Source organism: Arthrobacter sp. G119Y2, assembly GCF_038069765.1.
In the GTDB taxonomy this organism is placed as follows: Bacteria; Actinomycetota; Actinomycetes; order Actinomycetales; family Micrococcaceae; genus Arthrobacter_B.
This window is the reverse complement of record NZ_JBBPFS010000005.1, coordinates 114,465-127,863: the sequence shown is the minus strand read 5'-3', so window position 1 is coordinate 127,863 and position 13,399 is coordinate 114,465. Positions and strand designations below refer to the sequence as shown.

Genomic DNA, 13,399 nt, shown 5'->3' with positions numbered 1-13,399 from the left:
CGGAATTCCGGAGGACGCGCAGTGCCGGCAGGTGCAAAACTCCAGGCGCCAAAGCCGTCCCCCAGGAACAATGACCTGCTCGGCTGGGGCCTTTTCCTTGCCGTCACGGCAGCCGGGACCATGATCTGGGCCGGCATCGCCTGGCCGGTTACCGCAGCCTGCGGGTTCCTGCTCCTGCTCTCCTTCGCGGCTGTCTGGTATGTCTCATCCTCTTCCCCTGCTTCGGCAAAAACACCGGACACGCCGGCTGTCCCCCGGGAGTCCTCCCCTGAACCCGCCGGCGAGGCACCCTCGGCTGCGGTCCCCGCGGCTGCGCTCACCCCGGCTGTAATCTCCCCCGCATCAGCCAGTACAGCAGCGCCAATGACCCGCAAGCAGATGCGTGCAGCCGACCCCACAACAGGGGTCCTGCCGGTGGTTTCCGTCTTCGCACGCAAACCCGCTGCGGCCTCCGGAGCAGCTCCGGCCCGGACAACTTCCTCGCCGCCCGAGGTCTCTGCCGTTCCGCAGGCCCCTCCAGGTCAGGTCCTGCAGGGCATCGACACCGGAACCGCCCTGCCCGAAAGCCGCCGGGCACGCCGCGCGGCAGGCGCCGGCGCGGGTTCCGGCGCGGGTTCCGGTGCGGGCACCGGCACCGCAGCCGACAGCAGCATGCCCGAGGGCGCCGTGGAAAGCCGGTGGACCCGGGTCTTCGGCCCTCCCGAGACAGGCCAGTTCCCGGTTCAGCGATATGTCGCCGCCTCCGCCGTCGACACCGCCGGGACCGCCGGCGCATCCGGCACATCCTCAGAGCGGCAGCAGCACAGCCACTCGAGCCTCTGAGCTGAACCCAAGCGGTACATTGGTTCTGTGCCAATAACTAATGAACGCATTGTATGGATCGACTGTGAAATGACCGGCCTGGACATCAAGAATGATGCCCTGATCGAGGTTGCGGTCCTGGTGACCGACTCCGAGCTGAATATCCTCGGTGACGGCGTGGACGTGGTGATCCGCCCCGATGATGCCGCGCTGGCCCAGATGGGCGACTTCGTGCGGAACATGCATACCGCTTCGAAGCTGCTGGACGAACTGCCGCACGGCATGTCCATGGCGGAGGCTGAAGCCCAGGTCATCGAATACATCACCAAGTGGGTCCCGGAGCCCAAGAAGGCCCAGCTCGCCGGAAACTCGGTGGGCACGGACAAAATGTTCCTGGCCCGCGATATGCCCGAGGTCATTGACTACCTGCACTACCGCATCATTGATGTCTCCACCATCAAGGAGCTGGCACGCCGCTGGTACCCCCGTGCGTACTTCCAGGCCCCTGCCAAGACGGGCAACCACCGTGCGCTGGGCGACATCGTGGACTCCATTAACGAGCTGCGCTACTACCGCGAGGCCGTTTTCGTTCCCGCACCGGGCCCGGATTCAGCCACGGCCAAGAAGATTGCGGAGGGCATGAAAGGTTAGCTCGGTCACATTCGGGCCCCTCGAACCGAAGTTGGTCAGGACCACCCGAAAAACCGTGTAAGCTTGATTCCGCTGCCTCAGATAAATGAGTTCGCAAAGACCACTCGCCTGGACTTTGCGAATATGTTATCCGAGGCACATGGTGGGTATAGCTCAGTTGGCAGAGCGCCTGGTTGTGGTCCAGGAGGTCGCGGGTTCAACCCCCGTTACTCACCCCAATGAGGTTGGCAGGTCCAGCTTCCCAAAGGCCGCTCCGGATAATTCGGGGCGGCCTTTGCTGTGTTTGACTTGTAACCGGTGCTGTTCAGGCTTGTGTGGACACCCGCAGCGCAAACACAGCCACTGAGACACCACAGCCACTAAACGTTGTGTGGCCAGCAAATGAGGAGACGCCGCCGTGGAGCGCAGACTGTTCGAAGAAGACCATGAGCTTTTCCGCGACCTCGCCCGGGAGTTCAACTCCCGCGAGGTTGCTCCCGGGTATCCGCAGTGGGACGCCGAGCACATGATGCCCCGGCAGCTGTGGAAGGCCGCCGGCGAACAGGGCCTGCTGGGCCTTGCGATTCCGGAGGAATTCGGCGGTGCGGGCATGCCCGATTACCGTTTCCGCGCCGTCCTGGACGAGGAATTCGCCAAGGCCAACCATCTCGCCGTCGGCCTGGCCTTCCACCTGCACGATGACATGGTCCTCCCCCACCTGCTGGCCTACGGCTCCGATGACCTGAAGCAGCGTTTCCTGCCGGACATGGTCAGCGGCGACAAAGTCACCTCCGTGGCCTGGACCGAACCGGGCGCCGGCAGCGACCTGCGCGGCATCCGCACCAAGGCAGTGCGCGACGACGACGGCGGGTGGCGCCTGAGCGGCCAGAAGACTTTTATCGGCAACGGCATCAGCGGCGACGCTTCGCTGGTCCTGGCCCGCACGGACGGAAGCTCCGGCCGCGGCGGCAGGGACTCTTTCAGCATGTTCATGGTGGAAAAGACCGAGGGGTACTCCACCGGCGGCCAACTGGACAAGATGGGCCTGAAGGCCTCCGACACCGCCGAGCTCTTTTTCGACAACGTCCACGTCCCCGAGGGCAACCTGGTGGGCGAAATGGGCCGGGGCCTGGAGTACGCCGCAGGCCAGCTCCCGCAGGGCCGCCTGGCCATCGCCGTCGCCTCCTCCGCCGTCGCCCGGCAGATCTACGAAGCCACAGTGCAGTACACCAAGGAACGCAACGCCTTCGGTGAACGCATTGCCGACTTCCAGAACAGCAGGTTTGTCCTGGCCGACATCCTCACCGAGGTCGAGGTGACCGAGGCTTACGTGGACTCGGCCATTCTGGCGTTCAACGAGGGCAAGCTGGACGCCGTTTCCGCTGCCAAGGCCAAGCTGTGGGCCAGCGAACGCGTCAAGTCCATCACCGACCGCTGCCTGCAGCTGCACGGCGGTTACGGCTACATCCTGGAGTACCCGGTGGCCCAGGCGTTTCTCGCCGCCCGGCTGTTGACCATTTTCGGCGGTACCTCCGAAATTATGCGCGAAGTCATCGGCCGGCAGATCACCGCCTAGCTGACTGCGCCCAACTCCATCCGTCCTAGAGAAAGACCAGCAATGACCGTCCGTCCCATAGTCATCCACGGTGAACCCGTACTGCACCGCCGGGCCCTTCCGGTGGAAAAGTTCGACGACGAACTGCGCACTCTCGTGGCCGACATGTACGAAACCATGGATGTGGCGAACGGCGTGGGGCTGGCAGCCACGCAGGTTGGCGTGGGACTGCGGCTGTTCACCTTTGCGTACCAGAACGACGACGACGCACCGGACCGCGGCGTCGTCGTCAATCCCGTCCTCATCACTTCCAAGGTGCCCGGTTCCGCCCCGGATCCGGAAGAAGACGCTGAAGGCTGCCTCTCGGTGCCCGGGGAGAACTTCCCCGTCAACCGGGCCGAGTGGGTCAAGATTTCCGGTTTTGACGAGTTCGGGAAGCCGCTGGAATTCGAGGCCACCGGCTGGTTCGCCCGCGTCCTGCAGCACGAGTACGACCACCTGGACGGCAAGCTCTACGTGGACAAGCTCAACGACCGGTGGAGCCGCAAGGCCCGCAAGGCGATCAAAGCCAACGGCTGGAACGTTCCGGGACTGACCTGGATGCCGGGCGTGGACCCCGATCCGTTCGGCCACTAGACAGCAGCTCAGGCAAGCACCGGCACCTCACAGCCGGTAAGAGGCCGCAACGGCAGAAGGTGCGCTCCCCCACCGGGAAGCGCACCTTCTGCCGTAACAGCCCCCGCTTAGAGCGAGGCCGCCAGTTCCTCAACCCGCGGGAAGGCCGGCGGGTTCACATGCGCCATTTCCTCCAGCACACGGATGACCTGGCAGCTGTAGCCGAACTCGTTGTCGTACCAAACATAGAGAACGGCGTTCTTGCCGTTGGAGATCGTGGCCAGGCCGTCCACGATGCCTGCGCGCTTGGAACCAACGAAGTCGGTGGAGACAACCTCGGGCGAATCGATGTAGTCGATCTGCTTGTGCAGGTCAGAGTTCAGCGACGTTTCCCGCAGGAAGGCGTTGATTTCTTCCTTGGTGGTGGACGTCTCGAAGTTCAGGTTCAGGATCGCCATCGACACGTCGGGGGTGGGCACGCGGATGGCGTTGCCGCTGAGCTTGCCCGCCAGTTCCGGAAGCGCCTTGGCCACGGCCTTGGCGGCACCGGTTTCGGTGATGACCATGTTCAGTGCGGCGGAACGGCCGCGGCGGTCACCCTTGTGGAAGTTGTCAATGAGGTTCTGGTCATTCGTGAACGAGTGCACCGTCTCCACATGCCCGTGGATAATCCCGTACTTGTCGTTGAGGACTTTCAGCACCGGGGTGATGGCGTTGGTGGTGCAGGAAGCCGCGGTGACGATTTTGTCGTCGTCGCTGATGGCTTCGTGGTTGATCCCGTGCACGATGTTCTTCAGGTTGCCCTTGCCCGGAGCCGTGAGCAGCACGCGGGCTACACCCTTTGCGGCCAGGTGCTGGGACAGTCCTTCTTCGTCGCGCCAGCGGCCGGTGTTGTCCACGACGACGGCGTTGTTGATGCCGTAGGCCGTGTAGTCCACGCTGGCGGGATCGTTGGAGTAAATGACCTGGATCAGGGTGCCGTTGGCGAGGATGGTGTTGTTTTCCTCGTCCACGGTGATGGTTCCGTCGAACGCACCGTGCACGGAGTCGCGGCGCAGCAGCGACGCGCGCTTGACCAGGTCGTTGTCGGAGCCCCGGCGCACCACAATGGCGCGCAGGCGGAGTCCCTGTCCGCCGCCGGCGTGGTCAATGAGGATGCGGGCGAGCAGCCTTCCGATCCGGCCGAAGCCGTAGAGGACGACGTCGGTGCTGGTGCGGTCGTCGGCGCCGTGCTTCCCGGCCACCCCGGCCAGCTCCGTGCGGAGGAATTCGACGAGGTCGGTTCCGTTGCCCTCGGACTTGTACTTCAGGCTCAGGCGGGCCAGGTCAATGGACGCCGCACCGAGTTCGAGCTCCGCCAGTGCCTGCAGCAGCGGGAAGGTGTCGGAGACGGGCAGCTCCACTTCGTCAATCTGCCGCGCGAAGCGGTGCGCCTTGAGGATATCGATGACGGACCGGTTGACCAGCGGCCGGCCGTAGACCGAAGTGACCACGCTGTTTTCCCGGTACAGCCGCCCGATCAGCGGAATCATTGCCTCGGCAATGGCCTCACGGTCCATCCACGTATCAAGGCACGTATCGGAGAACTGGCTCAAAGATCTTCACATCCTTATCTCAGCCGGCACTGCTCTGTGCCGGTTGGTCAGGCCGCTGCGCCCCGGGGTGCTGCTGCTGGTCGCTGCAGGGCCGCGGCGTGCGACGTGTGTCCCGTGGCTGCGGATATCCCGCGCCACGGTCCCTCCAAGTGTATTAGGACACAGGTGACCCATTCGCATGTTGCAGGAGATGTTTGTCACACTGCTAGCGGCTCTCGGCGGCGGTTTCCAGCGGGACGGGCTCCAGCTCCTCCAGGTGCCTGATGCTGCGGAGCGGACCGAAGGCGGCTACCAGCGGAGCCAGGACGGCGACTGCGAGACCGGCGGCGATGGCTCCCCGGACACCCAGCGGGCCCACGAGCGCTCCGCCGATGACGCCGGCAACGGCGAGCATTCCCCACGTCACCATCCGCGAAGCCGACCCAAGCCGGCCCAGCATCTGCGGCGGGCACACCCGCTGGCGGAAGCTCGTGGCGACCACCACGTTCATCGCGATGGCGAATCCGGCCAGGAACAGGCCGGCAAAGCCCGGAAGCAGACCCCAGCCGGGGGTCATCAGCAGCAGCGACGAATAGCCCAGCACTGCGGGGACCATGGAGAAACGCCAGACGGTTCCCGATCCCCAGCGGTGAGTGGCCCGTTTGACCGTGAGCCCGCCGAGGGTGCCGCCCAGGGCGGTGGAGGCCGTCAGGAACCCCAGCACCGCTCCGGACTCCCCCAGTGTGCGAACCACGAGGATCACCATCAGTGATACGACGATGGCGCCCCCCAGGTTCCACAGCGCACCGGCCAGAAGGATGGTCCGCAGTGGTGCGGTGCTGAAGCTGTAGCGCAGCCCGTCGCCCATGTCGCGGAAAATCCGGTTTCGGGAGTTCGGTGCGGTCGCCGGTTCGGAAACCTTCAGCGTTGCCACGGATACCAGTGACGCACCGGAGGCCGCAACCTGCAGCAGGAGCGAATTAGAGGCTCCCCAGGCTCCCGTCAGCCAGCCGCCCAAGCTGCGCCCGACGGCATCGGCCGAGGCCGCGGAACCGGTCATCAGCCCGTTGCCTTCAATGAGTTCTTCCCGCGGTACGGCCCGCGGGAGCAGGGCCGACTCCGCCAGCATGGAGAAGACGGCAGCCAGTCCTGAGAGGAAGGAAACCACAAACAACTGGGTTACGGACAGGCGGTCCATCCAGAACGCCACCGGCAGGGACAGGAGAACAATGATCCTCAGCACCAGTGCGGCCAGCACTACCGGTTTGCGCCGGTAGCGGTCCACCAGGGCGCCGATCGGCAGTCCAAACAGCAGCCACGGGAGGAAACCCATGCCGGAGAGGGCTGCCACGGCAAAGTCGGATGCGTCGAGCTCCACGGCCGCTATCAGGGGAAGGGCCACTGCTGCCACCGATGTGCCGAAAATTCCCGCGGTTGATGAAACCCACAAGGCACGGAAATTCGCGTTGCGGACCACCAGCGGTCTGCGTTTTGTCGGTCTGGACATGAGCACAGACTAGTCCGGGCGCCTGCTGCGATCCGTTAATTGCGACAGTCTTTCGCTAATCCTGTGGAAAAACCGGTCCCAACGGGACGGCACTGTTGCCCTGAAGGAATCTGCGGGCAATATCGGCGCTTTGCAGGTACCGCGTGTCGGTGAACAGCGTGCCTGTACACAGACTGCTGGTATATGGCTCGTTGTGTAGGGCGCGCTTAGCGCAAGTTTAGGGACGGGCTGGCCGATAAGCCGGGTTTTGTGTCCCCGGACCGTTACCGGACCGGAGGCGGCAATCATCCATCTAGGAACGCCGTTGCCGGCGCCCTCAAGCGGCCTACCCGAACACATCGGGCGAGCAGCCCTCAAACGTGTTCTGTATGGCCTTGCTCCGGGTGGGGTTTACCTAGCCGTTCCGGTCACCCGGAACGCTGGTGGTCTCTTACACCACCTTTTCACCCTTACCGAAAGACAGTGTTCCCGCAAAAGGAACACTGCCGACGGCGGTTTCTTTTCTGTGGCACTGGCCTGCGGGTTTCCCCGAGTGGGCGTTACCCACCACCCTGCTCTGCGGAGCCCGGACTTTCCTCGGCGGAATCTTTTCGAAAAAAGGAACCGACGCGATCGCCTGGCCAACCCGTCCAGCCTCAATGCTACCGCCTCCGCACCGGTCCCCCGGTTCCGCGGACTCCGGCCGGCGGCTGCCCCGTCCTCGCGTAGGATTAATCGGTGCTGATTCTGCTACCGCCCTCCGAAGGAAAAACGCCGGCGATCACCGGTTCCGCCTTTGATCCCGACAAGCTGCATTTCCCCGGGCTTACGGATGCCCGAAAGCAGGTGCTCGCCGCCCTGGCCGATGCCAGCAGCGCCGACGACGCCCACGGCGTCCTGGGGGTCGGCCCCTCGCTGGCGGCGGAAGTCCGGCGAAACACTGTGCTTCACGCGGAGCCGTGCGCGCCGGCCCACAGCATCTACACCGGTGTTCTGTACGACGCCCTGGGGTACGCGGACCTGACACCGGACCAGCAGCGCAGGGCCGACGCCGCCGTCGTCGTCATCTCCGGGCTGTGGGGCGCCCTCGGCTTCAGCGACCCGATTCCGGCGTACCGGCTTTCCATGGCCGTGAAACTGCCGGAGACCGGCAAACTGGCATCTTTCTGGAAGAAGCACTTGGGCGAAGCCCTGGGCGACTATGCCGCCGGACATCTGGTGGTGGACTGCCGGTCCAGTACCTATGCGGCAGCCTGGGCGCCGGAACCGGCCAAAGCCGCGGCGGTCAACGTTTTCCAGGTCCGCAACGGCAAACGCACCGTGGTGTCACACTTCGCCAAACACACCCGCGGCGAGCTCGCACGGCATCTGCTCACCCGCAGCGGCAGCGATCCCGCCACCCCCGAAGAGCTGCTGGCTGCAGCCCGGGAAAAGTGGGAGGCGGAACTGGTGCCGGCGACGGCCCGCAAGCCGTATCAGCTGAACATCATCCTGCCCTAGCTGTTTGGGTCCTGGTCCGCCACCAGCTCCACTTCGAAACCTTCGGCGTTTTCCAGATAGGCGGCGTAGTGGTTCTGCCCGCCCGCGTGCGGATGCTGGTCGGCAAAGAGCAGCGTCCAACCGTGGCTGGCTGCCCGGCGGACCAGCAGGTCCACCTCGGCCGGGGCCCCGGCCCGGAACGCGAGGTGATTGACGCCGGGACGCCTGCGCTCATGCGCGGCCTCCAGCACGTCAGGTCCGGCTTCCACGACGACGTAGCTGTCAGCGCCCTGCCACTTCGCTCCGCTGTCCCAGGCGTCGGTCCGCCGGTAGCCCAGCCGTTCCAGCAGCCAGCCCAGCGACGCTTCGGCTGCGGGAAAGTCCCGGACCCAGATTTCGGTGTGGTGAAGCCGGCCGGTTGGCACCGGAGCTTCCCCGGCTGCTTCTTGTGCTGTTGTCTCAGCAACTGCGGCACCGGCGGATCCGTTCGGAGCGCCGGCGAAGGCCGCCCCGCCGTCCAGCGCCAGCCCGCCCTTGTGGACCCAGGGGACTCCCGCCATGCCGGCGTCCATGGCCTCATTGGAGAGCCGGTCGGCGTCCTTGTTCAGTTCGCGCGGGATCCACTGGTACTTCACCCGGCGCGGGTTGACGATCCCGCGTGCCTTGGCAGCCAGGCGCTGCATGTCCTCATGCTTGATCTTCCAGCGCCCGCTCATCTGCTCCACAACGAGCTTGGAGTCCATCTTGGCGAGGATCCAGCAGTCGGGATCGATCTGGTGGGCCATTTCCAGCGCGGCCAGCAGGCCGGAGTACTCGGCCACGTTGTTCGAGGCCTTTCCGATGTACTCGGCCTTTTCGGCCAGGATGGCTCCGGTGTCCGGATCCCGCACCAGTGCGCCGTAGCCGGCATGTCCCGGGTTGCCGCGGGAGCCGCCGTCGGCCTCCACAATCAGGGTTCGCCGCGGCTTTCCGGCGCCCGGGCCGGCCGAACCGGTGTCTTCAGGCGCGTCAACAGCAGCGTCGGACGGGTCAAACAGGGTCACGGATCAGCTGCCCCACTCGGCGGAACGCACCAGGATGCAGCCGGAGTCCGGGCAGAACACAATGTCGTCCTCGGCGGCGCGGCGGATGTCGGCGAGGTCTCCGGGGCTCAGCTGCATGCCTGAACCTTCGGAGGTTCCGTTGAACAGCCGGGCAGCGCCGATGCCGTTCTTGGCCAGGGTCTTCTCGTAGACCGCCAGCAGTGCGGGGTCAAAGGTGTCAGCCAGTTCAGCACGTTCGGCGACGGCGGCAACACGCTCGGCTTCGATTTCCGCCAGCTCGGCGTCGCGGGCTTCCTCCAGTACGGCAACCTCGGCGTCCAGGGCCCGGGCCGCCTGCCGGAACTGTTCCTCGGCGGCCTTCGCCGCCTCCAGGCGTTCCATGACTTCCAGCTCCACGTCTTCCAGATCGGAACGCCGGCGCTTCAGCGACTCCATTTCGCTCTGCAGCGCGGTGAGCTCCTTGGAGCTGCCCTTGCCGCTGTCCAAGTGGTTCTGGTTGCGGTCGATCCGGGCCACCACGGAGGCGACGTCGGCTTCGGCACGGGTGAGTTCACGGGTGACATCCGCTGCCTCGGTGGATGCGGCCACAAGCTTGCTCTGTGCCGCAGCCCGCTGCAGCCCGAGGTCCGCAATGGCCGAGTTGTCGCTGACGCTGCGAGCCCGATTCCGGAGTTTGCGAATGTTACTGTCCAGAGCCTGCAAATCGAGCAGCCGCAGCTGCTCCGCCGACGATGCTTTTGCCACCGAAAAACCTCCACCTATGACCGGACCAACCTGGCCGGTTCTTCCCCCTAGCCTATGCCAAGGGCGCAGGTCAGTTCAGCCCGGGGGTCAGCACAAAGTCCCAGGGATCGGTGTTGGTGCCGCTGATCCGGATCTCGGCGGCGAAGCCCTGATCGTTGAGGACATTCTCCAGGGCATTGGCTGCGGGGGTCAGCCACAGCCATTCACTGCCGAAATGGGAAACGTCAATGAGGTAGGGCCGTCCGTTCACGGCGGCTTCACGGGCCTCCGATGCCGGGTGGTGTCGAAGGTCGGCTGTGACGTAAACGTCAGCCTGGTGCCGCCGAACGGCGTCGAAAAGGCTGTCACCGGCGCCGCCGCAGACAGCAACCCGGCGGACGAGGCCGTGCGGATCGCCGGCCACGCGGACACCGCCGGCAACGGCGGGCATGATGCTGAAGACCAGTTTGGCGAAGTCCGCGAGGGTGGTGGCGTCGCTCAGGTCGCCCACGCGGCCAATGCCCTCCTCGGGCAGGCCGTCCTCGGCCGGAACCAGGGGTTCGACGTTTCCGAGGCCGAAGGCGTCCGCCAGTACGTCGGACACTCCGCCGACGGCGCTGTCACCGTTGGTGTGCACGGTCAGCAGGGCGCAGCCGCCTTCGATCAGGCGGTGGACGGCGTCGCCCTTGAAGCCCGTCCCTGCCACCGAGTGAACCGGCTTCAGGAAGAGAGGGTGATGGGTCAGCAGCAGGTCCGCGCCCCACTCGAGGGCCTCATCGATCACCTCGGTGGTGGGATCCACCGCAAACAGAATGCGCTGCACGGGGCGGGAAGGCCGTCCTGCCACCAGACCGACGGCGTCCCAGCCCTCGGCCAGGGATTCGGGCCAGAGTTCTTCGGCCGCCAGCAGGACGTCGCCCAGTGTCGGAACGGCGTGGAGCGCTGCTGCTCCGGGTTCCCCCGGAGTCTCCGACGCCGGTGCGGTGTCCGGTGCTGCCGTGGCCGTTACTGCCGGGTCCGTTCCCGGTGCCGCCGGTTCGCTGCCTTCGGCGGGCTTGTCTGTTTCCATAGTTTCAGTTGTACCCGCTCGGCTATCCCTGCTCAATTCGGCCGCGCCGTACGCCCGGCCTTCCCTTCCCCGCCGCTCCCCCGCTGCTCCCCCGCTGCTGCCCCGCTGCTGCCCGGCTGCTGCCGGCTGCTCCGCCGCCTGCCGGACCGGCCGGTCATGCATTGACGGGCCGGGAATTCTTCCGGGCGCGCATGCATTGATAGAGGGTATGAAGACCTATGTACTTGGCGGAGGCTGCTTCTGGTGCCTCGATGCCCTCTATCAGAAAACCCGCGGTGTCACCGAAGTGGTGTCCGGCTACACCGGAGGGCACACCGCCCGCCCGGACTATTACAGCGTCTGCTCGGGAACCACGGGCCACGCCGAGGTTGTTGCCGTCACGTTTGACGAAGACATCATTCCGGCTGAAGTGATCCTGGACATGTTCTTCATCTCGCACGATCCGACCACTCTGAACCGTCAGGGCTACGACGTCGGCACCCAGTACCGGTCCTCGATGTTCTACTCCGACGAAACCCAGCGGGAGGAATTCGAGAAGGCCCGGGACCGTGCCAGCGAGCACTGGGACAATCCGATCGTGACGGAAATCTCCCCGCTGCCTGAGTTCCACGTAGCGGAAGCGGAACACCAGGATTTCTATGCCAAGCACCCGGAGCAGGGGTACTGCCAGGTGATCATCAACCCCAAGCTGGCCAAGGCGCGGAAATATTACGCCGAATGGCTTGACAACTGACACTCCCCCGTGGTGGGCGATAGGCTGGAGCGGGCACTGCTGCAGGTATTTTCCACCGGCGTTCGAGCCGCAAGACTTCCAGACACTCCAACGGATTGAGGACAAACCATGGCACGGATTTACGACGACGTGACGCAGCTGGTCGGCGGCACGCCGCTGGTGCGGCTGAATCGGCTGACGAAGGGCCTTGACGCTGAGGTTGCCGTCAAGCTGGAGTTCTACAACCCCGCCAACAGCGTGAAGGACCGCATCGGCGTGGCCATTGTGGATGCCGCTGAAAAGGCCGGCGCCCTGAAGCCCGGCGGCACCATCGTGGAAGGCACCTCCGGCAACACCGGAATCGCCCTCGCCATGGTTGGCGCAGCCCGCGGCTACAAGGTCATCCTGACCATGCCGGAGACCATGTCGACCGAACGCCGCGTCATGCTCCGCGCCTACGGTGCCGAGATTGTCCTGACGCCCGGTTCTGAAGGCATGCGCGGCGCCGTGGACAAGGCCAAGGAAATTGTTGCGACCACGGAGAACGCCATCTGGGCCCAGCAGTTCGCCAACGCCGCCAACCCCGAGGTGCACCGCCAGACCACTGCAGAGGAAATCTGGGAAGACACCGACGGCAAGGTGGACATCTTTGTTGCCGGCGTCGGCACCGGCGGAACCGTCACCGGCGTCGGGCAGGTCCTGAAGAAGCGCAAGCCGGGCGTTCAGATCGTGGCTGTGGAGCCCAAGGACTCGGCCATCCTCAACGGCGGCTCCCCCGGACCGCACAAGATCCAGGGCCTGGGCGCCAACTTCGTCCCCGAGGTGCTGGACACGGACATCTACGACGAGGTCATCGATGCCTCGATCGAGGATTCCATCACCACCGCCCGCGCACTGGGTACGCAGGAAGGCATCCTTGGCGGCATTTCCTCCGGAGCCATCGTCTGGGCCGCCCTGGAGCTGGCAAAGCGGCCGGAGAACGCCGGTAAGCTGATTGTCGCCGTCGTCTGCGACTTTGGAGAGCGTTACATCTCCACCGTGCTGTACGACGACATCCGGGGCTGAGACCCGCAACCCGCCCGGGTCCTGACCGGATCCACCTGAGCAGAAAGTCCTCTGTGAGCCTGATTGCCCGCCTGCGCGAAGACCTCGACGCCGCCGCTTCCCACGACCCGGCCGCGCGCGGTTCCCTTGAGAACATCGTGGTCTACTCGGGGCTTCATGCCATCTGGATGCACCGGCTCACGCACAAGATGTGGGCGCGGCCGGGACTGCGTTTCCCGGCCCGGGTGCTCTCCCAGATGACCCGCTTTGCCACCGGCATCGAGATCCACCCCGGGGCCACCATCGGGCGGCGCTTCTTCATTGACCACGGCATGGGCGTGGTGATCGGTGAAACTGCCGAGATCGGCGACGACGTCATGCTCTACCACGGGGTAACGCTCGGCGGGCGTTCCCTGGCGCGGATCAAGCGGCACCCCACCATCTGCGACGGCGTGACCGTTGGTGCCGGGGCAAAGATCCTGGGGCCGGTGACCATCGGCAAGAACAGCGCGGTCGGTGCGAATGCCGTTGTGGTCAAGGATGCGCCGGCCGATTCCATCATCACCGGAATTCCCGCGCGCTGGCGCCACCGCCACGTCAAGGAAACGCAGCCCGCGGTGGATCCGGCTGAATACATCGACCCGGCAATCTATATCTGAGCTGGATTC

The 13,399-nt window shown here is 65.2% G+C and carries 13 protein-coding genes, 1 tRNA gene and 1 other RNA gene; 9 read left to right on the top strand and 6 right to left on the bottom strand.

Going from position 1 to position 13,399, the window contains the following annotated elements; translation table 11 throughout:
• Positions 1-21 precede the first annotated feature (21 nt).
• The 5 genes from WKB88_RS12345 to WKB88_RS12325 all read left to right on the top strand — a co-directional run bounded on the left by WKB88_RS12345 (position 22) and on the right by WKB88_RS12325 (position 3,622).
• Positions 22-822, top strand: coding sequence for a hypothetical protein (locus WKB88_RS12345; protein ID WP_341394851.1), 801 nt, complete (start codon positions 22-24; stop codon positions 820-822).
• A gap of 27 nt (positions 823-849) precedes the next feature.
• Positions 850-1,452: an oligoribonuclease gene (gene orn, locus WKB88_RS12340; RefSeq protein WP_341394850.1), complete on the top strand. Its 603-nt coding sequence runs from the start codon at positions 850-852 to the stop codon at positions 1,450-1,452.
• Between the two features lie 142 nt (positions 1,453-1,594).
• Positions 1,595-1,670: transfer RNA gene (locus WKB88_RS12335), tRNA-His, on the top strand.
• 179 nt (positions 1,671-1,849) lie between these two features.
• Positions 1,850-3,007, top strand: a complete 1,158-nt coding sequence (locus tag WKB88_RS12330; RefSeq protein ID WP_341394849.1) for an acyl-CoA dehydrogenase family protein — start codon at positions 1,850-1,852, stop codon at positions 3,005-3,007.
• Between the two features lie 42 nt (positions 3,008-3,049).
• Positions 3,050-3,622, top strand: coding sequence for a peptide deformylase (locus WKB88_RS12325; RefSeq protein WP_341394848.1), 573 nt, complete (start codon positions 3,050-3,052; stop codon positions 3,620-3,622).
• A 107-nt stretch (positions 3,623-3,729) separates the two neighbouring features.
• On the opposite strand, the gene WKB88_RS12320 is transcribed toward WKB88_RS12325, so the two are convergent.
• From WKB88_RS12320 to rnpB, 3 genes are all read right to left on the bottom strand, one after another.
• Positions 3,730-5,196, bottom strand: a complete 1,467-nt coding sequence (locus tag WKB88_RS12320) for a glyceraldehyde-3-phosphate dehydrogenase (protein ID WP_341394847.1) — start codon at positions 5,194-5,196, stop codon at positions 3,730-3,732.
• 205 nt (positions 5,197-5,401) lie between these two features.
• Positions 5,402-6,682 (bottom strand): MFS transporter, encoded by a 1,281-nt coding sequence (locus tag WKB88_RS12315; protein ID WP_341394846.1) that lies wholly within the window; start codon positions 6,680-6,682, stop codon positions 5,402-5,404.
• A 220-nt stretch (positions 6,683-6,902) separates the two neighbouring features.
• An RNA gene (gene rnpB / locus WKB88_RS12310) (RNase P RNA component class A) lies at positions 6,903-7,310 on the bottom strand.
• 89 nt (positions 7,311-7,399) lie between these two features.
• Here rnpB and WKB88_RS12305 point away from each other — a divergent pair.
• Complete coding sequence (locus tag WKB88_RS12305; protein ID WP_341394845.1) at positions 7,400-8,161, top strand: YaaA family protein; 762 nt, start codon at positions 7,400-7,402, stop codon at positions 8,159-8,161.
• On the opposite strand, the gene WKB88_RS12300 is transcribed toward WKB88_RS12305, so the two are convergent.
• From WKB88_RS12300 to WKB88_RS12290, 3 genes are all read right to left on the bottom strand, one after another.
• Positions 8,158-9,183: a reverse transcriptase-like protein gene (locus WKB88_RS12300; protein ID WP_341394844.1), complete on the bottom strand. Its 1,026-nt coding sequence runs from the start codon at positions 9,181-9,183 to the stop codon at positions 8,158-8,160. The two genes, WKB88_RS12305 and WKB88_RS12300, sit on opposite strands and share 4 nt — an antisense overlap.
• A 3-nt stretch (positions 9,184-9,186) precedes the next feature.
• Positions 9,187-9,927, bottom strand: a complete 741-nt coding sequence (locus WKB88_RS12295) for a zinc ribbon domain-containing protein (protein ID WP_341394843.1) — start codon at positions 9,925-9,927, stop codon at positions 9,187-9,189.
• 70 nt (positions 9,928-9,997) lie between these two features.
• Positions 9,998-10,975 carry a Nif3-like dinuclear metal center hexameric protein gene (locus tag WKB88_RS12290; protein ID WP_341394842.1) on the bottom strand — a complete coding sequence of 326 codons (978 nt, stop codon included), beginning with the start codon at positions 10,973-10,975 and terminating at the stop codon, positions 9,998-10,000.
• 208 nt (positions 10,976-11,183) lie between these two features.
• On the opposite strand from WKB88_RS12290, the gene msrA reads away from it, so the two are divergent.
• From msrA to epsC, 3 genes are all read left to right on the top strand, one after another.
• Positions 11,184-11,708: a peptide-methionine (S)-S-oxide reductase MsrA gene (gene msrA, locus WKB88_RS12285; RefSeq protein WP_341394841.1), complete on the top strand. Its 525-nt coding sequence runs from the start codon at positions 11,184-11,186 to the stop codon at positions 11,706-11,708.
• Positions 11,709-11,816: 108 nt separating this feature from the next.
• A complete protein-coding gene (gene cysK, locus WKB88_RS12280; protein ID WP_341394840.1) occupies positions 11,817-12,752 on the top strand; it encodes a cysteine synthase A in 936 nt (311 codons plus the stop codon).
• 53 nt (positions 12,753-12,805) lie between these two features.
• Positions 12,806-13,390: a serine O-acetyltransferase EpsC gene (gene epsC / locus WKB88_RS12275; protein ID WP_341394839.1), complete on the top strand. Its 585-nt coding sequence runs from the start codon at positions 12,806-12,808 to the stop codon at positions 13,388-13,390.
• Positions 13,391-13,399 lie beyond the last annotated feature (9 nt).